Here is an 18776-nt window from a genome sequence, read left to right on the forward strand (position 1 = left end):
GGTTGGCGGCAGCAGATCCTCGGGACAAGCCCGAGGATGACGCCGAGTGTGAGGCGACCTGGCCGTCACACAAACCGTCAGACTGGAGACGACATTACAGCAAGGCCATATCCGCCAACGCCAACCATCGTCACCCGTCACCAACCTTCACCACCGTCATCCTCGGGCTTGTCCCGAGGATCTAACCACGTCTCCACTCGTCGCAACGGTCATGGACAAATCCACCACCGTCGAATTCCTGGCCGGCCGCAGCAGATCCTCGGGACAAGCCCGAGGATGACGCCGAGTGTGAGGCGAGCCCGCCGTCACACAGGGGCCGCCTCATTACCCCACAGATCCCTCAAGCGAGATGCTGATCAGCTTCTGCGCCTCGACGGCGAATTCCATCGGCAGTTCCTGCAGGACTTCCTTGACGAAGCCGTTGACGATCAGGGCGATCGCCTCTTCTTCGGGAATGCCGCGCTGCAGGCAGTAGAACTTCTGGTCCTCGGAGATCTTCGAGGTGGTCGCCTCGTGTTCGAACTGCGCGGTCGAGTTCTTCGCCTCGATGTAGGGCACCGTGTGGGCGCCGCACTTGTCGCCGATCAGAAGCGAATCGCACTGCGTGAAGTTGCGGGCGTTCGATGCCTTGCGGTGAGCCGAGACCTGGCCGCGATAGGTGTTCTGCGAGACGCCGGCGGCAATGCCCTTTGAGACGATGCGGCTCGACGTGTTCTTGCCGAGATGGATCATCTTGGTGCCCGAATCGATCTGCTGGTGGCCGTTCGAAACGGCGATCGAGTAGAACTCGCCTCTGGAATCATCGCCACGCAGGATGCACGACGGGTACTTCCAGGTGATCGCCGAGCCGGTTTCGACCTGCGTCCACGAGATCTTCGAGCGCGCGCCACGGCAATCGCCGCGCTTGGTCACGAAGTTGTAGATTCCGCCCTTGCCCTGCGCATCGCCGGGATACCAGTTCTGGACCGTCGAATACTTGATCTCGGCATCGTCGAGGGCGACCAGTTCGACAACGGCCGCGTGCAGCTGGTTTTCATCGCGCTGCGGCGCGGTGCAGCCTTCGAGATAGGAGACGTAGGCGCCCTCTTCAGCGATGATCAGCGTGCGCTCGAACTGGCCGGTGTTCTTCTCGTTGATACGGAAATAGGTGGAGAGTTCCATCGGGCAGCGAACGCCCTTCGGAATGAACACGAAGGAACCATCAGTGAACACGGCCGAGTTCAGCGTCGCATAATAGTTGTCGGAGGTCGGAACGACCGAGCCGAGATACTTCTTCACCAATTCCGGGTGCTCGCGGATAGCTTCGGAGATCGACATGAAGATCACGCCGGCCTTCTTCAGCTCCTCCTTGAAGGTGGTGACGACGGAAACGCTGTCGAAAACCGCATCGACGGCGATCTTCGGCCGTTCGACGCCGGCGAGAATCTCCTGTTCCTTCAGCGGAATGCCGAGCTTCTCATAGACCTTGAGAATCTCCGGATCGACCTCGTCGAGCGACTTCGGGCCCGGCGTCGACTTCGGCGCGGCGTAGTAATAGATGTCGTTGAAATCGATCTTCGGATAGTCGACACGAGCCCAGGTCGGCTCTTCCAGCGTCAGCCAGCGCTTGTAGGCGTCCATGCGCCATTCGAGCATCCATTCCGGCTCCTGCTTCTTGGCGGAGATGAAACGGATGATATCCTCGGACAGGCCCTTGGGCGCCTTGTCCATCTCGATGATCGTCTCGAAACCGTATTTGTACTGATCGACGTCAATCTCGCGGACGCGATCGACCGTTTCCTGGACGGCGGGCATATCGTTCTCCAATCTCGCCGGAGAAAAGGTCCGGCAGCTTGTCGTTCGGGCAATTTTTATTGCCCCTTATGTAAGTGGCCAAAGGGGACTTTTCAGCCCGAATGGCAAGTGGAAATTTGCGTTTTCGCAAATTTATCAGGCGGTCGTGACGCTTTATCAGGCAATCACGCCGCCTCGCCCGCCGGCTTGCGCCGCGCGGCTATCTTCGTGAATGTGGCGACGGCCCTGGCGATATCCTCGTCCGTCGTCGAAAAACCGAGCGACATCCTGAGCGCGCCGAGCTTGGGATCACGCCCCATCGCCACCAGAACATGGCTCTCACCGACCTTGCCGGACGAGCAGGCAGCGCCCGCAGACAGCGCCACACCTTCGAGATCGAAGGCGATCTGCCCGGTCTCCGCCTTCAGCCCCGGCAGGGTGAAGAAGGTGGTGTTGGAGACCCGCTGTTGATCCGCGCCGTAGATGACGACGTCGGCTGCGGCGTTGCGCATTCCGTCTTCCAGCTGCTTGCGCAGAGCGGAGATGCGGGCATTGCGCTCGTCAAACTCCCGGACAGCGATGTCCGCAGCCGCGCCAAAGCCGATCACGGCGAGCGAATTCTCGGTCCCCGAGCGGTGACCCTTCTCCTGCCCGCCGCCATGGATCAGCGCTCTCGGCATCAGCACTTCGCCGCGCGACACCAGCGCACCGGCACCCTTCGGGCCGCCGATCTTGTGCGAGGAGACGATGATGAAATCGGCGCCGAGCGCATTGATATCAAGCGCGATCCGGCCCGCCGCCTGCACAGCATCGACCACCAGCAGGCCACCATGCGCCTGCACGATCTTGGCAACCTCGGCCACCGGTTGCACCACGCCTGTCTCGTTGTTGACAAGCATGACGGCGACCATCGGCAGGCCGGTCGATTTGTCGTGGCCGGCAAGAAGCCTCTGCAGCTGATCGAGATCGACGACGCCATCGGCGGTCACCGCGATCTCGCTCGTGCGGTCCTTCCCAAAACGTCCGCCTTCGCGGATTGCCGGATGCTCGATGGCAGAATGATAGAGATGGCCGATCGCCATCGGCGTGCGGCCCATGCGGAAATCCGGCGTCAGCACCATGTTGGCGGCTTCGGTGGCGCCGCTGGTGAAGACAACATGGGCGGGATCGGCGCCGACGAGGGCCGCCACTTGGCGCCGGGCGCCTTCGATCGCGGCGCGCACCGCGCGGCCCTCGCCATGGACCGAACTCGGATTGCCGAACATATCCAGCGCCCGCAGAACCGCGTCGCGCGCTGCGGGATGCAGCGGTGCCGTCGCGTTCCAATCGAGATAGAGCCGGGCCGGCGCCATGATCTTTTCGTCCTGCGCTTGGTTCTTGCGTGGCAAGCCGGTGCATTTTCCTTGAAAAGTCAGCCGGGCTTGCCTTATGACACATCCAACACTGCGTGGATTGCCATGCAAGTTTCGAATTGTTCTAAACTGCGTTTTAGAAAAGCTGACAACGTCCGTCAAGTCTGCGCAGCGCGAACGCGAGAAATAAAAGCCGGAGTACCGATGCCCGAAGTCATTTTCAACGGCCCCGCAGGCCGCCTTGAAGGCCGCTACCAGCCCTCCAAGGAAAAGAGCGCGCCGATTGCCCTCATCCTGCACCCGCACCCACAGTTCGGCGGCACGATGAACAACCAGATCGTCTACCAGCTCTTCTACATGTTCCAGAAGCGCGGGTTCACGACGTTGCGCTTCAACTTCCGTGGTATCGGCCGCAGCCAGGGCGAATTCGACCATGGCGCCGGCGAGCTTTCGGATGCCGCGTCGGCACTCGACTGGGTGCAGAGCCTGCATCCTGATTCGAAGACCTGCTGGGTCGCCGGCTATTCCTTCGGCTCGTGGATCGGCATGCAGCTCCTGATGCGCCGTCCGGAGATCGAAGGCTTCATGTCGATCGCGCCGCAGCCGAACACCTACGACTTCTCCTTCCTCGCTCCCTGCCCGTCGTCGGGCCTGATCATCAACGGCGACGCCGACAAGGTGGCACCCGAGAAGGACGTCAACGGCCTGGTCGAGAAGCTGAAGACCCAGAAGGGCATCCTCATCACCCACCGCACGGTGCCGGGCGCCAACCACTTCTTCAACGGCCAGGTGGAAACGCTGATGGGCGAATGCGAGGACTACCTCGACCGTCGCCTCAACGGCGAACTGGTCCCGGAACCGGCTGCCAAGCGCATCCGCTGACGATGCGGATCGTTGTCGATACCAATGTGCTCGTCAGCGCATGTATCGGCAACGGCCATAGACTCAGCGTCGTTTTCGAAGAGCGAAATTCATGACGATGCTGAGTTTTCAGGTTTCCAAGGACGTCGAGAGGAAGGTCGCGGACAACGCGGCCGAGAGCGGCAGAACCGTCGAGGATCTGCTGAGCGACATGACCGCACGCATGGTGCGGGACTTCGAAGCGCGCCAGACGTTCGAAACGATGGCGCAACGCGGACGCGGTGAAGTCGACAAGGCGCTCGACTTGCTGCGCAAGTCCGACAGAAGCTAAGCGCGTCCGCTACGCCTGACGCATCTCGGCGGTCAGCTCGAAGGTCGGGCAGGACATATTGTCAATGGTCAGCGGCATGCGGCCCCGCATGCCGATTTTCGTTAAAACGCGCTGCGATGCCAGATTGTCCGGATGCGTGAAGGCGATGAATCGGTCAGCGAATCTCTTGTCGAAAAACCAATCCGCCAACCCCTTCCCCAATTCCGTCGCGTAACCCTTGCCCCACTCCTCGTGGCGGAGCGAATAGCCGAGTTCGAATTCGCCGCGATCTCCGCCATAACGGGAAAAGCCGGCGCGGCCGATGAAGCGGCCGTCTTCGAGGCTGGTGACCTTGTACTTGGTCACGCCATCTCGGGCCTGCTCCGCAAAGAAGCTCATGAAGCGCTCCTGCACCTTGGCTGAACTCCAAGGAGCGGCACCCGAGAGATAGCGGGTGGTCTCGATCGTCGAATGCAACAATTGCAGCAGATGGACGTCATATTGCCCCCACATGGACAAGACGAGTCGTGGCGTCTTCAGGATAACAAGATCGGTCATGGCTTCCTCGCAATCACGCCGCCCGTCACAGCCGCCGAAACGCCTGTCGTGCCGGGAAACGTCAGCGGCAAACCGTTGACCGAGCGCACCGCCAGATAGGCCCAGGCCTCCGCCTCCATGGCGCCGCCATCGAAGCCGGCGGCTTCCGCGGAGACGACCCGGGCACCCTTTGCCTCAGCCAAGTCGGCGAACTCGCCCATGATCACGGGATTGAGCCGCCCGCCGCCGCAGACGACGTATGTCTTGGGCGGTTGCGGCAGGTGATCGGCGAGCTTGACGATCGAGGCGGCCGTGACATGCGCCAGCGTCCTTGCGCCGTCCTCCAGGGACACCTCGCCCTTTTCCGGCGGCAGGAAATCGCCCCGGTCGAGCGAGCGCCTGATATTGCCGGAGAAGAACGGGCTCGACAGATAGCGGTGCGCCAGATCGGGCACCACCGCCCCACGGCTGGCCGTCTCGCCGTTGCGGTCGTAGGCCCGGCCGGTATGCGCCTCGACCCATTGGTCGATCAGCATATTGCCCGGCCCGCTGTCGAAAGCCGAAAGCACGCCGTCGGCGCCGACATAGGTGAGGTTCGAAATGCCGCCGATATTGACGAACACTACAGGCGCCGCAAAACCATCCGGCAGGTTGGCCGAAAGGGCCGCGTGGTAGACAGGGATCAGCGGCGCGCCCTGCCCGCCGTGCACCATGTCGTTGGCGCGCATGTCGTAGACGACGTCGATGCCGGTATCGGACGCCAAGAGCGGCCCGTCGCCGATCTGCACGGTGACGCCGGCATCCGGCCGATGCAGCACGGTCTGGCCGTGAAAGCCGATGAGGTCGACATCCTCAGGCTTGAGGTTATGCCGCGCCAGGAAGGACTTGACCACGGCGGCATGGCAAAGCGTCAGCACCCGCTCGGCGTCAGCAAGGTCGCCCGGCCGGTCGCCGCGCTCGACCGCGGCCTTGGCCGTCTGCAGCGCTTGCTTCCAGCGGCCGCGCAGATCGTCGTCATAGGGCACATAGAGGCTCGGGCCGCGACGGATGATGTTTTCGCCGTCGGTCTTAAGCAGCGCCGCGTCGATCCCGTCCATCGAGGTGCCGCTCATCAGGCCGATCGCTGTCAGGATTTTCCCCATTGTCCCTCGATAATCTACAAATAAAGGAGCCAATCAACCAAATGGTGACTGTGCGAGAAAACAGTGCTAAACGCGCCGCGTTGCTTCAACAATAGCCAATCCGAAAATCCTGATCCGAAAGCAAAAGGTCATGACCGAGTTCAAATCCGATTTCCTCCGCACGCTGAAAGAGCGTGGCTTCATTCATCAGATCTCCGATGAATCCGGCCTCGACGCCCTGCTCGCCAAGGAAACCGTGACCGCCTATATCGGCTATGACCCGACGGCATCGAGCCTGCATGTCGGCCACCTCACCCAGATCATGATGCTGCACTGGTTCCAGCAGACGGGCCATCGCCCGATCTCGCTGATGGGCGGCGGCACCGGCATGGTCGGCGACCCCTCCTTCAAGGATGAGGCCCGCAAGCTGATGACGGTCGACACGATCGAGGAGAACATCGCCTCGATCAAGAGCTGCTTTGCCAACTACCTCGACTACGACAAGGCAGGCAATCCGGCGCTGATGATCAACAACGCCGAGTGGCTGCGCTCGCTGAACTACCTCGAATTCCTGCGCGATGTCGGCCGCCATTTCTCGGTCAACCGCATGCTCTCCTTCGACAGCGTCAAGACGCGCCTCGATCGCGAGCACTCGCTGTCCTTCCTCGAATTCAACTACATGATCCTGCAGGCTTACGACTTCGTCGAGCTCGCCAAGCGCTACGATTGCCGGCTGCAGATGGGCGGCTCCGACCAGTGGGGCAACATCATCAACGGCATCGACCTTGGTCACCGCATGGGAACGGAGCAGCTCTACGCGCTGACCTCGCCGCTTCTGACCACATCATCGGGCGCAAAGATGGGCAAGTCCGCTTCGGGCGCGGTATGGCTCAACGCCGACCTGCTGCCGGTCTATGACTTCTGGCAATACTGGCGCAATACCGAAGACGCCGACGTGCCGCGCTTCCTGAAGCTGTTCACGACGCTGCCGATGGACGAGATCGCGCGTCTCTCCGCGCTTGCCGGCTCGGAGCTCAACGAAGTCAAGAAGATCCTGGCGACCGAGGTCACCACGATCCTGCACGGCCGCGCCGCTGCCGAACAGGCAGCCGAAACCGCCCGCAAGACCTTCGAGGAAGGCGCGCTTGCCGACAACCTCCCCTCGATCGACGTGCCCGCGGCCGAACTCGACGCCGGCATCGGCCTGCTGGCCCTCATCGTCCGCGCCGGCCTCGCAGCGTCGAACGGCGAAGCCCGCCGCCACGTCCAGGGCGGCGCCGTGCGCATCAACGACCAGGCTGTCAGCGACGAGCGCAAGCTCATCGGCGGCGGTGAGTTGACCGCCGACGGCGTGATCAAGCTGTCGCTCGGCAAGAAGAAACACATCCTGATCCGCCCGGCTGCCTGAGAGCGGTAGGTTCAGAAGTTTGCAGAGGCCGGCGTGGAAACGTCGGCCTTTTTGCTGTGCAGGGTGGCGGCTAGGTCCATCGACGTCGCGTTCCTGGCGACGTGCTTAGATCCTCGGGACGAGCCCGAGGATGACGTCGAGGAGGAGGAAATGCTTGCATCCTCAAAGCGTTAGCGACGGCATCGATCCATCGCCGCGTCATCCTCGGGCTTGTGCCGAGGATCTAAGCACGGTTCCACTTGCTCGACGTGAGTGGACACTTGGCGCGAGTTTCCAACGGTTGGATTATACCCGAAACACGGCTGGACCCGCACCGCCGGCGACATCACCGTCGCACTCAAGGCCACGTGCTTAGATCCTCGGCACAAGGCCGAGGATGACGTCGAGAATGGAGAAATGCCGCTAGTTCAAAAGGTTATAGACCGTTGCCAGACATCCTTGTCACAACCAACTCCCGCACGCCTCGGCCCCGCCTCACTGAAACTCGAAGATATTCCGGAATACCCCGGGCGCGATGATCGAGAGCGGGTTGATCGTGAGGTTCGGCGCATCGAGCTTGCCGGTCAGCTTGAAGGTGATGCCGATCAGGCCGCGGTCGGTGCCGTTGCCTAGGATGATGCCGATGATCGGGAGTTCGGCGAAGAGGCGGTTCAGGCCGTAGGCGGGCATGAAGGTGCCGTTCATGTCCATGTTGCCGCGAACGTCGCGCAGCGTGCCCTGGAACACCGCGCCGACCTGGTCGCCGCGCACCACGCCATTCTCGATGCTGACGACACCATTTCTTGAAAAGATACGGGCGAAGCCGCGCTGGAAGCGCTGCGCCGAGGTGTCGATGTCGCGCTTGACGGCCGCGTTCAGGCTGCGTTGCTCCTGACCAACGGGCGTCGAGACGATCGAGTGGAGGCGCTGCTCGTTGACGATCGAGAACCGGCGCACATCGATCGACCCATCCCAATCGTCGCCGGCGCCGAGCCGGATCGAAAGGTTGAGCAGGCCGCCGCGCATATGCTGGTAGAGGTCGGCGAAGCGCGAAACCGCGCCGGCATCGCCGCTGGTGATGTTGATGACACCGTTGCCTTGCGTCTGCGCCACAACGGCTTCGCCGCTGCCGGTGACGCCGGAGAGGTTGAGAGACTGGATACGGCTGCCCTGCGCGGCATAGGTCAGCTGGACATTCTGCAATTTTTCGTCGTTGAAGCCGACGACGCTGTCGAGCTTGGCCTTGAGCGAAATGCTGCCGTCGTTCTTCGACCCGCCGTCACCCTTGTCGCCGCTGCCCGATTTGATCCGCGCCAGAACCGGCCGCACATCGGCGCTGCTGCCGGAGACCGAGACGTCCATGCCGCCCTTGGCGCGGCGAAGCGAGATCGCGAAATTGTCGAGCGACGACAGTTTCACGCTGTCGAAATCGGCCTTCTGCAGATTGCCCTTGCTGAGCGACAGCGCGCCGGTCGCGCCAAATCCGTCGCCCTTCAGCACGAAGTTCTTGATCTGCAGATTGTCGTCGGGACCGGAAATCTCGAAATCGGCGGTGGCGCCGATGCCGCTCCCCTTGGACCAGCCGATCCAGGGCAGATCGAGCCGCGCCTTGCCGAGATCGAGCGACACAGATTGGCGATCCTTGTCGATGCGGTCGAGCTCGACGCTGATCGGGCCATCGATGATATCGGAGAGCCCCGGCAGGATCTTCTCGCGCTGATCATTGCTCAGCGTCGCCGTCACGCTTTGCTGCGGCTGGATGTCGGAGGCCTTGTCGGTCGGCTCGACCAGCTTCACCGTCGCCGGCACGCCGTCGATATCGCCCTTGCCGTCGAGAACCACCTGCTTCGGATCGGCGGTCAGCACGCCGTCGAGATTGGTGATCTTGCGCCCCGATATCGCCTTGGCGACGTCGAGGTCCTGCAATTGCAGCGTCGCCTTCCACTCGACCGGCGGCGGGTTTTGAGAAGCGATGAGGCCGATCCGCGCCTGCACCGAGGCCTTCACATTGCCCTTCAGGTCCTCGGGCACGAAGCCGGCCCGCTGCAGCACCTGGATCGGTTTGAAGGTCAGCAATTCGCCGATCGCGTCGGCAGCCCCCGAGATCGGCAGGTTGAGCTCGGCCATCAGCGGCTTTTCATAGGTCGACGGCAGGATGAAGGTGCCCTCGCCGACATCGACGGTGCGCCCTGACGGGAAAAACGACTTGCCGCTCTTGATCGAGATCGTCGCTTTCGGACCAGCCAGCTCGAAATGCGCGCTGGTGTCGCGGATCGGCGGAATGTCGCCGGTGACGTTCATACGGGTGCCGGCAATGTCGAAGGCGATCTTGATCTGGTTCTCGTCCAGCTTCAGCCCCTTGCCGATGGCCTCTTCCAGCCGGTCGAAGGGAATGAAAACATCGATCGAGGCATTGGTGACCACGCCACCATAGAGATTGCGCTCGACCCACTCGCGCCCCTTCGACGCCATCCAGAACGGCCAGAGCTGCTTCACGGCCGTGGTCTGCAGCTGCTGCGACTGGCCGGAGAAGCTGATCTCGGGCGACTTGCCGCCGAAGCGGACATGCAGCGAGCCGTAGAGCGATCCGGCCGGGCTCGACACCGCCATGTTGGGGAATTGCAGCTCGCGCGTGCCGACGAAATAGCGGCCCGTCGCCTGGATATCGAAGGGGAGCGGCTGCTCGCCCGAGGTGACGGGTGCTGCGTTGCCGCCGCTGACGAGCAGATCGACGCCAAAACCCTTTTCGGCGGCCGGGTCGATCTTGTCGAGGTCGATCAGCGCGCCGTTCAAAGGTACGATCGTCGGCCCGAACTGCAGCTGCGAGCGCGCGATCTCCAGCGATTGCTTGGTGAAATCATAGGCGAGATTGATGCGTCCGCCGGTCAGCGGCTGCGCATCGCCATCCATGTAGAAATTGCCGGGCTGCAGATTGACCGTGGCGGCGAGCGAAGGCTTGGACGTCTCTCCGCCGCGCTCCGCCGAAATGATCGTGTCGGCAAGACTGTCGACGCCCTGGCGGATTTCGCCGATCGCATTGCGCTTGAGGGTGAACGGCGCAAGGTCGGCGCCAGCAAGTTCGCCCGTCAGCCGCGACGTGCGGCCATCGGTCTTCTCGGTGCCGATATGCAGCGTCGTGACGCGGCCGTTGATCGCGACCTCGCCATCGAGCTGCAGCGCGCTCTGCGCGTTTCTGGAGAACACCAGGCTGTTGACGACGATGGAGAGCGGCCCGTTGTCGGTATCCGCGAGCTTTATGTCGAGCCCCTCGAGCTTGATCGACTTCGTGCCGCCGCGATCGACAAAGCCATCAAGAATATCCAGCTGCTGGAATGCAGTTTCCATCGCCGCCGGGATCTGGTCGATCCTGAGATTATCCAGCTTGACCGGATCGCCCGAGGGCAGGAGCGCGGTGTCGAGCGCTATATCCTGCGCCTCCACCTGCGCGATCGCGATGCGTCCCCGGAAGAGCTGCAGCGGATCGAGCGCCATGCGCATGGCACCCGTCGTCGACATGTGCTGGCCGCTCTTCTCGTCGATCAGGTTGACGTCGCGCGCCTCGAGCGCCAGCCGCATGTTGGAGGTGAAGCGGATGACCGTGGAGCCGACTTCAGCCCGGTAGCGTGGCCCGATCGCGGAATTCAGCGCCGATTGCGCCTGCCGCGACAAGGGCTCGTCGAAGATGCCGCTTTCGACGGTGAAGATGATGGCGGCGATGATGAAGATCAGCACGCCGATGCAGCCGCCGGCAAGCCCCGCGGTCCGGCGCATGCGCGAGCGCATGGGCGGGCAATGCACGATCAGCGGATCTTCCGTCCGCGCCGAGGGGAGATCGTGCAGCGCGACGATATCTTTCTTGCGGAATCTAACCTTCTCGCCGCGGATCGCCGACATGCGCCTCGCCTGTCTCCCTGTTCTGTGATTGGACCAGACTGGCTGGACGGTGATTTGTCCAATATATATCTGGCAAATCACCTCTTATCCACAAACCCGGCAAAAGAAAGGTTTCCCCATGGCGGAACTCAGCATCGGCTCCAGCGCGCCCGACTTCGATCTCCCGCGCGATGGCGGCGGACGCGTAAAGCTGACGGATTTCCGCGGCAAGGCATTGGTTCTTTTCTTTTATCCGAAAGACGACACCTCGGGCTGCACGACCGAATCGATTGCCTTCACAGCTCTTGCCGACGAATTCGAAAAGGCAGGCGCCGCCGTCATCGGCATGTCGCCGGATTCGGCGGCATGCCATGATCGCTTCATCAAGAAGCACAAGCTCGGCGTGACGCTTGCGGCCGATGAAGAAAAGACCACGCTGGAAGCCTATGGCGTGTGGAAACAGAAGAGCATGTACGGCCGCAGCTATATGGGCGTTGAGCGCACGACATTCCTGATCCGCCCGGATGGCACGATCGCCACGATCTGGCAGAAGGTAAAGGTCGCGGGCCACGCCGAAACCGTGCTGACGGCGGTCCAGAATCTCGCCTCCTGAGTGTGGCGAGAGTAAACTCCAAAAATTCGCCCATGCGTTGAATAAGGCCGAATCTAAGGCTTTATTAACCTTAACAGTGTGTAATCGACCCAATTGAGGCAGGTCCGTCAGTTGGGAGATTCTCCGTGGCGCACACACAGCAGAACGGCGTATTCGGCAAGCAAAAACAGGAACATATCCTGATCCTTGCCAGCGGCGATCGGGTTCGTCACCTGACCGTCAAGCCGTGGATGGCGGCAATCGCGTTCTGCTTCGTCGGCGTTTTCGCCATCGGCTACCTGCTCGCCACCTCCTATTTGGTGCTGCGCGACGACCTGATCGGCGCAACCATGGCGCGCCAGGCGCGCATGCAGCATGACTACGAGGATCGCATCGCGGCACTGCGCGCCCAGGTCGATCGCGTCACCTCCCGCCAGCTGCTCGACCAGCAGGTCGTGGAAGACAAGGTCGACAAGCTGATGGAGCAGCAGCAGGCGCTGACCTCGCGCCGCGGCAAGCTCGGCCAGCTGCTCGACCGCGCCGAAAGTTCCGGCCTCGACGCCAAGACCGAAACGCCCGCCTCCGCCTATGCGCCCGAGACCAAAGGCAAGCGCGCCGAACTGCCCGCCGCCATGCAAGCGATCGAGCGGCAACTCGCCGGTGACGCAGCGCCGGCTGACGTGACGCCAGACAATTCGACGCTCTCTTATGTGCCGGCCCGCGAAACCATGGGCGACCGCGCCGACCGCGTTTTCTCGAAGGTGACGCTGTCGCTCAAAGGGATCGAGCAGCGCCAGCGCGATCGCGTCAGCCAGCTGACGACGGATGCGACCGATGCCTCTGCGGCGATCTCCAACGTGCTGACCCGCTTCCAGATCCGCGTCCCCTCGGAGACGGCGAGCGCAAAGGCCACAGACGACAGCGCCATCGGCGGTCCCTATGTCGAGCCAGAGAGCGGCGACGACTTCGACAATTCGCTGGCACAGCTCGACACCGCCCTCACCCGGCTTGAAACCGTGCGCAACACCGCCTCGTCGCTTCCCTTTCAGAACCCGGCCATCGGCAAGGAAATCACCAGCCCTTTCGGCAACCGTCGCGATCCCTTCATCGGCCGGCTGGCGCTGCATTCCGGCGTCGATTTCCGCTTTGCACCCGGCGAAAAGGTCCGCCCGACCGCGCCCGGCAAGGTGGTCACGGCCGGCTGGACCGGCGGTTATGGCAACATGGTCGAGATCGACCACGGCAACGGCATCTCCACCCGCTACGGCCACATGTCCGAAATTCTGGTCAAGGTCGGCGACACCGTCGGCCGTGAGGATACGATCGGTTTAGCCGGAAGCACGGGCCGCTCCACGGGCACGCATCTGCATTACGAAGTGCGCCAGAATGGTCGCGCCGTCGACCCGATCTACTTCATCAGCGCCGGCACGAAACTCGCCAGCTATATAAACTGAACGATCCCGCTAACCGTGGTTTTACCTCAACAACCCTGAGACCGCGCCGGTTCCTTGACTTCTCAACCGTTTCAGCCTATGTGGCGCTGCATTGCGGCATGCAATCCCGCCGACTCAAGCCTGAGCCTGGCCGAACCGGAACGGAAACAGTTTTCCCTTTGACGACATTTGCTGATCTTGGCTTGAGCCAAAAAGTGCTTTCCGCTGTCACCGACGCGGGCTACACGGTGCCAACACCTATTCAGGCTGGCGCGATTCCGTTTGCGCTTCAGCGCCGCGACATTTGCGGCATCGCACAGACGGGCACCGGCAAGACCGCTTCCTTCGTTCTGCCGATGCTGTCGCTGCTCGAAAAGGGCCGCGCCCGCGCTCGCATGCCGCGCACGCTGATCCTCGAGCCGACCCGCGAACTCGCCGCTCAGGTGGCTGAGAACTTCGAGAAGTACGGCAAGAACCACCGCCTCAACGTCGCGCTTCTGATCGGCGGCGTTTCGTTCGAAGAGCAGGATCGCAAGCTCGAGCGTGGCGCCGATGTTCTCATCTGCACCCCCGGCCGCCTGCTTGACCATTTCGAGCGCGGCAAGCTCTTGATGAGCGGCGTCGAGATCTTCGTCATCGACGAAGCCGACCGCATGCTCGACATGGGCTTCATTCCCGATATCGAACGCATCGCCAAGATGATCCCGTTCACGCGCCAGACGCTGTTCTTCTCGGCCACCATGCCGCCGGAAATCCAGAAGCTGGCAGACCGCTTCCTTCAGAACCCGGAACGTGTCGAAGTCGCCAAGCCCGCTTCCGCATCCAAGACCATCACGCAGCGCTTCGTCGCGGCGCACGGCAAGGATTACGAAAAGCGTTCGACGCTGCGCGATCTCATCCGCGCCCAGGAAGAGCTGAAGAACGCCATCATCTTCTGCAACCGCAAGAAGGACGTCGCCGATCTGTTCCGCTCGCTGGAACGCCACGGCTTCTCTGTCGGCGCGCTGCATGGCGACATGGACCAGCGTTCGCGCACGACCATGCTGCAGAATTTCCGCGACGGCCATCTCCAGCTCCTGGTGGCTTCCGACGTCGCGGCCCGTGGTCTCGACATCCCCGATGTCAGCCACGTCTTCAATTTCGATGTGCCCATCCACGCGGATGACTACGTGCATCGCATCGGCCGTACCGGCCGCGCAGGCCGTGCAGGCTCTGCTTTTACCATCGTCACCAGCCGCGACCAGAAGTTCACCGACGCGATCGAAAAGCTGATCGGTGAGAAGATCGAATGGCACAATGGCGATCTCTCGTCGTTGCCGCCGGCCGAGCCGAGCCGTGACGACGATCGCTCGCGCCGCAAGGGCGGCCGTGAGCGGGATAAGGACCGTGGCCGCGGCAGAAATCGTTCGGGTCATAAATCTGATATCGCCGCCGAGGATAATGGCGTCGAGACGATCGAAACAGCAGCCGCACCGGTACAAGCCGCACCAGCAAGGGTCGAAAGCGTGAAGCAAGAGCGCAAAGCAGAAAACAACAGGCAGAACAACAATGCTCGCGACCGTCGCCCTTATCCGGCTAACGATGACAGTCGTGACCGTCGCCGCTACCGCGACCATGATGACGGCCCGACGCCAGTTGGCTTCGGCGACGACATCCCCGCCTTCATGCTGATCACGGCAAACGCCAAGATCTGATAGCATGGGCAGCCCCGGCATTGATTTTCCGGGTCTCGGCGTAGGATTGGTAATCCTGCGCCACAGAAAGATCCTCCTCTACAAGCGCGTCAAGGCGCCCGAAGCCGGCCACTGGAGCATCGTGGGCGGCAAGGTGGATCATATGGAGCCGGCCGAACAGGCGGCGAAACGCGAGGCCGAGGAAGAAAGCGGCCTCGAAATCGGTCGGGTCAGGCTTCTCGGCCAGACCGAGGTGATCAGCGACGCCGACCGCCAGCACTGGATCTCGCTGCTATACATCGCCGAAGACTACGCCGGCGAGCCTGCTCTAACCGAGCCCGACAAGCTGTCGGACTTCGGCTGGTTCGCACGCAACGATCTGCCGCGGCCGCTCTCGGCATTCGCCGAGGCCGCCATCGGCCATCTCGGCGCCGAACAGTTCTAGAATTGAATTTGGAAAGCGCGGCCGGTCACTCCGCCCGCATCGCCGCCTCGTAAGCCAGCCGCACCCAGCCCGCCATCAGATCGGGATCGTCATAGGCGTCTTCAGGGATCGACCAGTACGGCATCTTCACCGGCTTGCCGGTCTTTCCCTCATAGGTCCACTGGCTGGCGCCGGCTTCGGCAAAGGCGGGCGAACTGACGTCATCGGCCTTCAAAAGCATGTCGCCGCGAAACTCGAGCGCGATGATCCGGCCGAGGTGATAGATCCCCTTGCCGCCGAACATGCGCTTGATGGTGACGGGGCCAAGCCCCTGAAACATCTCTTCGATTTCGGCCGCGTCCATGAGAAAACTCGCTCTACAGGCTGTAATAATCGCGGTTCATGTAAAACAGCGCCGGCTTCGCCTCGTCGAACCGCACCGCCATGACTTCGCCGAAGATGATGTGATGCGTCGTCATCTCCTTGATCTCCGTCACGCGGCAATCGAAGGAGGCGAGCGCGTCCATGAGCACAGGCGCGCCGGTGGCCATCTTGTCGAAACGGCCCGTCGAGAAACGATCACCGTCTTCCATTTTCGTGCGCCCGGAAAACGCGTCCGCCAGCGCCTGATGATGCGCGCCCAGCGTATTCAGCGCGAAGATCCCGCTGCGGAAGAAAATCTCGTTCTTCGGATTGCTGTTGTTGAGGCACACCAGCACCGTCGCCGGGCTGTCCGAGACGGAGCAGGCCGCCGTGATCGTCACCCCGCGCCGCTGATCGCCGACCGCGGTCGTCACCAACTGAACGTGCCCGCCAAAGCGGCTCATCGCGTCCCTGTAAATGCCGGGATCGATCGGTTGCTTGCTCAACAAAATTTCACTCCACGAACACACGCATTTCGCGCGCATTATGACGGTCATAGGTTATCTTTTCTACAAACCGATGCCGAAAAGCGACCAATCCGCGCGTTTTTCTTTGACGATCCATTCCGGACGGATAAAAGAGCAGGAATAAACGGTTGGGGCGTGCATCTTTCATGACTATCTCGCGTTGCTTAGGTCTTCTGCCGCTGCTGCTTGTCGCAGCTGGGGAATGCCATGCAGCCGGCGTGACGATTGGCGTCGTCGCTCCGCAGACGGGTAGTTTGGCGCCGCTGGGCGCTGAGATCGTTGCCGGCGCAGAGGCGAAGATCCGCCAGGATGGCGACACCATCGTCACCGTCAACGAGCCCTGCGAGGACAATAGCGGCGGCGCCGTCGCCGATGCGCTGATCGCAGCCAAGGTCCAGGTCGCTATCGGCTTCCTCTGCAGCCAGACGCTCGACGGCGCGCTCCCCAAGCTGAAGGACGCCAACATCCCGGCTATCACCGTGTCGGTCCGCTCCCGCATTCTCATGGAAGATGCGCTGAAAAACGGCTGGCCGCTGTTTCGCCTTGCGCCCGCCGATGGCGCCGAGGCCGCCAAGATCATCGAGGTCATCCTGCGCGACTGGGCATCGAGCCCCATCGCCCTTGTCGAAGACGGCACGATCCACGGCCGAGAACTCACCGAAGCGGTGCGCAACGCGCTGGAGCAGAACGGCCTGAAGCCGGTCTTCACCGATACATACCGCCCCGGCCAGGAGCAGCAGATCGCACTCGTTCGCCGGCTCAAGAGAGCGGGCGCCACTAAGGTCTTCATCGGCGGCGACCGCAGCGACGTCTCCATCATTGCCCGCGACGCCAAGGCCGAAAAGATCGCGCTCGACCTGATGGGCGGCGACGGAATGCGCGCGGCCGACCAGCCGCTGCCGCTCGCCGACGGCGTGCTGGCGGTAACACTGCCCGATTATACCGCCCGCGCCGATGCATCGCCCGCTGGTGTGGCGCTCCGCGCCGCCGGCATAGAACCCGAGGGCTACGTCCTGCCGGCCTATGCCGCGGTCGAGATCGCGATCAAGGCGGTGCAGGCGGCGGCAGCGGACGAGCGGCCGGTCGCCCAGCATCTCGGCGGCATGCCCTTCGACACCGTGCTCGGCCAGATCACCTTCGACGCCGGCCACGAGCTGTCGCAAAACCCTTACCAGCTGATGCAATGGCGCTCCGGGGCATTTGTCCCCTTCAGCGCGCCGGCGCAATAACGCCTGCTTGATCCCAGGCGACTTCAACGGAGAGAGACAATGACCCAGCCCATCCGCATCGCGCCATCCGTTCTGGCCGCCGACTTCGCCAAGCTCGGCCAGGAGGTGCGCGACGTGACCGCGGCCGGCGCCGACTGGATCCACCTCGACGTCATGGACGGTCACTTCGTTCCCAACATCTCCTTCGGCCCCGATGTCATCAAGTCGCTGCGCTCCTACACCGACGCCACCTTCGATTGCCACCTGATGATCGCGCCCGTCGACGATTATCTCGAAGCCTTCGCCAAGGCCGGCTGCGACCGGATCACCATCCATGCCGAGGCCGGCCCGCATCTGCACCGCTCGCTGCAGACCGTGCGCAATCTCGGCAAGAAGGTCGGCGTCACCCTCAATCCGGCAACGCCGCTCTCCGTTTTCGAAAACGTGCTGGATGATATCGACCTGATCCTCATCATGTCGGTCAATCCCGGTTTCGGCGGCCAGAAGTTCATTCCCGCCATGGCCGACAAGATCGCCGCCGCCAAGTCACTGATCGGTGACCGGCCGATCGATCTCGAGGTCGACGGCGGCGTGACGATCGAAACAGCACCCGTGATCGGCAAGGCGGGCGCCAACGTGCTCGTCGCCGGCTCCGCCATCTTCAAGGGCGGCTCGGTCGAGGCCTACAAGCAGGCCATTTCGGCGCTCCGTACGGCGGCTGAAGGGCAATCCAAATAAGATCGGGCAAAGTAATATCGGGAGCGGCGTGTCGCTGATGGGAGACCGGCTACGGGCTGCGTCCCCGCCCTACTCCGCCGTGCTCATCGGCGCGCCGCTCTGGGCTCTCCAGATGCTGGCCTCGGCGATGAGCACGCTCTATCTGCGCAACGGCCTGGAGACCAGTCACCTCGGCGATCTCGCGATCCTCTATTTCGCCGGCGGCCTGCTTGCCTGGCCCTTTGCGCTGATGCTCGGCCGCTTCTTCGCGCACAAGCGCCGGATCGAAACGCGCTTCGCCGCCTTCTTCGTGGCGCTTGCGGCCTGCACCATCCTGATGACGGCGTTTCTCTTCGCGATGGACTACCGGGTTTTCTACTCGCGCTGGCATGCGCCGGGAGGATCGATGATCTGGTTTTTCCAGCTCATCTTCACCGGCGCGAGCTCCGTCTATCAGTTCATGGTCCTCGGTTTGCGGCTCTTCGTGCCCCTCGGACTCGTCTGCCTGCTGGCAACGAGTTTCGCGCTTGCGAAACGCATGCGTTGAGATTGCCGCGCGTCTTTGCTACACGGGCGCCAACATTCCCCTTTAGAACGCCAACATTCCTTACGAACGAAAGCAGGA

19 protein-coding genes are annotated in these 18776 nt (G+C 62.5%); 11 read left to right on the plus strand and 8 right to left on the minus strand.

Translation table 11 applies throughout. The features are described 5' to 3' along the window. Nucleotides 1-185, plus strand: a 185-nt coding sequence (locus ACODTZ_RS21265) for a hypothetical protein (protein WP_489027849.1), incomplete at its 5' end; no start/stop codon positions are given. 139 nt (nt 186-324) lie between these two features. On the opposite strand, the gene sufB is transcribed toward ACODTZ_RS21265, so the two are convergent. Together sufB and ACODTZ_RS21275 are read right to left on the minus strand one after the other, a co-directional pair. Further along, a complete protein-coding gene (sufB, locus tag ACODTZ_RS21270; protein ID WP_413396204.1) occupies nt 325-1794 on the minus strand; it encodes a Fe-S cluster assembly protein SufB in 1470 nt (489 codons plus the stop codon). A gap of 164 nt (nt 1795-1958) precedes the next feature. Continuing rightward, nucleotides 1959-3125 carry a cysteine desulfurase family protein gene (locus ACODTZ_RS21275; RefSeq protein ID WP_489028083.1) on the minus strand — a complete coding sequence of 389 codons (1167 nt, stop codon included), beginning with the start codon at nt 3123-3125 and terminating at the stop codon, nt 1959-1961. Nucleotides 3126-3329: 204 nt separating this feature from the next. On the opposite strand from ACODTZ_RS21275, the gene ACODTZ_RS21280 reads away from it, so the two are divergent. Continuing rightward, nucleotides 3330-4007, plus strand: a complete 678-nt coding sequence (locus ACODTZ_RS21280; protein WP_018902229.1) for an alpha/beta hydrolase — start codon at nt 3330-3332, stop codon at nt 4005-4007. A 91-nt stretch (nt 4008-4098) separates the two neighbouring features. Then, a complete protein-coding gene (locus tag ACODTZ_RS21285) occupies nt 4099-4317 on the plus strand; it encodes a hypothetical protein (RefSeq protein WP_209233485.1) in 219 nt (72 codons plus the stop codon). 9 nt (nt 4318-4326) lie between these two features. On the opposite strand, the gene ACODTZ_RS21290 is transcribed toward ACODTZ_RS21285, so the two are convergent. Together ACODTZ_RS21290 and ACODTZ_RS21295 are read right to left on the minus strand one after the other, a co-directional pair. Further along, a complete protein-coding gene (locus tag ACODTZ_RS21290; protein ID WP_209233486.1) occupies nt 4327-4854 on the minus strand; it encodes a GNAT family N-acetyltransferase in 528 nt (175 codons plus the stop codon). After that, nucleotides 4851-5975, minus strand: coding sequence for an anhydro-N-acetylmuramic acid kinase (locus ACODTZ_RS21295; RefSeq protein WP_209233487.1), 1125 nt, complete (start codon nt 5973-5975; stop codon nt 4851-4853). Before ACODTZ_RS21295 ends, ACODTZ_RS21290 begins: the two co-directional genes overlap by 4 nt. A 130-nt stretch (nt 5976-6105) precedes the next feature. On the opposite strand from ACODTZ_RS21295, the gene tyrS reads away from it, so the two are divergent. Continuing rightward, a complete protein-coding gene (tyrS, locus tag ACODTZ_RS21300; RefSeq protein ID WP_489027852.1) occupies nt 6106-7362 on the plus strand; it encodes a tyrosine--tRNA ligase in 1257 nt (418 codons plus the stop codon). Nucleotides 7363-7836: 474 nt separating this feature from the next. Here the strand turns inward: tyrS and ACODTZ_RS21305 are convergent, their stop codons facing one another. Further along, nucleotides 7837-11235 (minus strand): hypothetical protein, encoded by a 3399-nt coding sequence (locus tag ACODTZ_RS21305; RefSeq protein WP_489027854.1) that lies wholly within the window; start codon nt 11233-11235, stop codon nt 7837-7839. Nucleotides 11236-11353: 118 nt separating this feature from the next. Here ACODTZ_RS21305 and ACODTZ_RS21310 point away from each other — a divergent pair, with 118 nt between their 5' ends. From ACODTZ_RS21310 to ACODTZ_RS21325, 4 genes are all read left to right on the plus strand, one after another. Beyond that, the gene (locus ACODTZ_RS21310) at nt 11354-11827 is read left to right on the plus strand and encodes a peroxiredoxin (RefSeq protein ID WP_413391628.1); all 474 of its coding nucleotides are present in this window, start codon (nt 11354-11356) and stop codon (nt 11825-11827) included. Nucleotides 11828-11952: 125 nt separating this feature from the next. Next, nucleotides 11953-13260: a M23 family metallopeptidase gene (locus tag ACODTZ_RS21315; protein ID WP_489027856.1), complete on the plus strand. Its 1308-nt coding sequence runs from the start codon at nt 11953-11955 to the stop codon at nt 13258-13260. Nucleotides 13261-13358: 98 nt separating this feature from the next. Next, nucleotides 13359-14933 (plus strand): DEAD/DEAH box helicase, encoded by a 1575-nt coding sequence (locus ACODTZ_RS21320; protein ID WP_489027858.1) that lies wholly within the window; start codon nt 13359-13361, stop codon nt 14931-14933. 4 nt (nt 14934-14937) lie between these two features. After that, complete coding sequence (locus ACODTZ_RS21325; protein WP_489027860.1) at nt 14938-15357, plus strand: NUDIX domain-containing protein; 420 nt, start codon at nt 14938-14940, stop codon at nt 15355-15357. Between the two features lie 25 nt (nt 15358-15382). Here ACODTZ_RS21325 and ACODTZ_RS21330 read toward each other — a convergent pair whose 3' ends face one another. The 3 genes from ACODTZ_RS21330 to ACODTZ_RS21340 are packed head-to-tail and all read right to left on the minus strand — an operon-like array spanning nt 15383 to nt 16374. Next, on the minus strand, nt 15383-15700 hold the full coding sequence (locus ACODTZ_RS21330) for a TfoX/Sxy family protein (protein WP_113011301.1): 318 nt from the start codon (nt 15698-15700) through the stop codon (nt 15383-15385). Between the two features lie 13 nt (nt 15701-15713). Beyond that, nucleotides 15714-16208: a flavin reductase gene (locus tag ACODTZ_RS21335; RefSeq protein WP_489027863.1), complete on the minus strand. Its 495-nt coding sequence runs from the start codon at nt 16206-16208 to the stop codon at nt 15714-15716. 4 nt (nt 16209-16212) lie between these two features. Further along, complete coding sequence (locus tag ACODTZ_RS21340; RefSeq protein WP_155947887.1) at nt 16213-16374, minus strand: hypothetical protein; 162 nt, start codon at nt 16372-16374, stop codon at nt 16213-16215. Here ACODTZ_RS21340 and ACODTZ_RS21345 point away from each other — a divergent pair. From ACODTZ_RS21345 to ACODTZ_RS21355, 3 genes are read left to right on the plus strand one after another with little or no spacing between them, the layout of a single operon-like run. After that, nucleotides 16373-17455, plus strand: a complete 1083-nt coding sequence (locus ACODTZ_RS21345) for a branched-chain amino acid ABC transporter substrate-binding protein (RefSeq protein WP_489027865.1) — start codon at nt 16373-16375, stop codon at nt 17453-17455. The two genes, ACODTZ_RS21340 and ACODTZ_RS21345, sit on opposite strands and share 2 nt — an antisense overlap. Nucleotides 17456-17494: 39 nt before the next feature. Continuing rightward, the gene (gene rpe / locus ACODTZ_RS21350) at nt 17495-18172 is read left to right on the plus strand and encodes a ribulose-phosphate 3-epimerase (RefSeq protein WP_018902216.1); all 678 of its coding nucleotides are present in this window, start codon (nt 17495-17497) and stop codon (nt 18170-18172) included. 37 nt (nt 18173-18209) lie between these two features. Next, a complete protein-coding gene (locus tag ACODTZ_RS21355; RefSeq protein WP_489028085.1) occupies nt 18210-18698 on the plus strand; it encodes a hypothetical protein in 489 nt (162 codons plus the stop codon). The last annotated feature ends 78 nt before the right edge of the window (nt 18699-18776 follow it).

It is taken from the genome of Rhizobium sp. FG113 (assembly GCF_057809895.1).

What these genes read in the sequence shown, in the direction of transcription:
- rpe (WP_018902216.1), top strand. Translation starts at nt 17,495, where the DNA reads ATGACCCAGCCCATCCGCATCGCGCCATCCGTTCTGGCCGCCGACTTC.
- ACODTZ_RS21310 (WP_413391628.1), top strand. Translation starts at nt 11,354, where the DNA reads ATGGCGGAACTCAGCATCGGCTCCAGCGCGCCCGACTTCGATCTCCCG.
- ACODTZ_RS21275 (WP_489028083.1), bottom strand. Translation starts at nt 3,125, where the DNA reads ATGGCGCCGGCCCGGCTCTATCTCGATTGGAACGCGACGGCACCGCTG.
- ACODTZ_RS21345 (WP_489027865.1), top strand. Translation starts at nt 16,373, where the DNA reads ATGACTATCTCGCGTTGCTTAGGTCTTCTGCCGCTGCTGCTTGTCGCA.
- ACODTZ_RS21280 (WP_018902229.1), top strand. Translation starts at nt 3,330, where the DNA reads ATGCCCGAAGTCATTTTCAACGGCCCCGCAGGCCGCCTTGAAGGCCGC.
- ACODTZ_RS21340 (WP_155947887.1), bottom strand. Translation starts at nt 16,374, where the DNA reads ATGAAAGATGCACGCCCCAACCGTTTATTCCTGCTCTTTTATCCGTCC.
- ACODTZ_RS21330 (WP_113011301.1), bottom strand. Translation starts at nt 15,700, where the DNA reads ATGGACGCGGCCGAAATCGAAGAGATGTTTCAGGGGCTTGGCCCCGTC.
- ACODTZ_RS21305 (WP_489027854.1), bottom strand. Translation starts at nt 11,235, where the DNA reads ATGTCGGCGATCCGCGGCGAGAAGGTTAGATTCCGCAAGAAAGATATC.
- ACODTZ_RS21325 (WP_489027860.1), top strand. Translation starts at nt 14,938, where the DNA reads ATGGGCAGCCCCGGCATTGATTTTCCGGGTCTCGGCGTAGGATTGGTA.
- ACODTZ_RS21320 (WP_489027858.1), top strand. Translation starts at nt 13,359, where the DNA reads ATGCAATCCCGCCGACTCAAGCCTGAGCCTGGCCGAACCGGAACGGAA.
- ACODTZ_RS21290 (WP_209233486.1), bottom strand. Translation starts at nt 4,854, where the DNA reads ATGACCGATCTTGTTATCCTGAAGACGCCACGACTCGTCTTGTCCATG.
- tyrS (WP_489027852.1), top strand. Translation starts at nt 6,106, where the DNA reads ATGACCGAGTTCAAATCCGATTTCCTCCGCACGCTGAAAGAGCGTGGC.
- ACODTZ_RS21295 (WP_209233487.1), bottom strand. Translation starts at nt 5,975, where the DNA reads ATGGGGAAAATCCTGACAGCGATCGGCCTGATGAGCGGCACCTCGATG.
- sufB (WP_413396204.1), bottom strand. Translation starts at nt 1,794, where the DNA reads ATGCCCGCCGTCCAGGAAACGGTCGATCGCGTCCGCGAGATTGACGTC.
- ACODTZ_RS21285 (WP_209233485.1), top strand. Translation starts at nt 4,099, where the DNA reads ATGACGATGCTGAGTTTTCAGGTTTCCAAGGACGTCGAGAGGAAGGTC.
- ACODTZ_RS21355 (WP_489028085.1), top strand. Translation starts at nt 18,210, where the DNA reads ATGGGAGACCGGCTACGGGCTGCGTCCCCGCCCTACTCCGCCGTGCTC.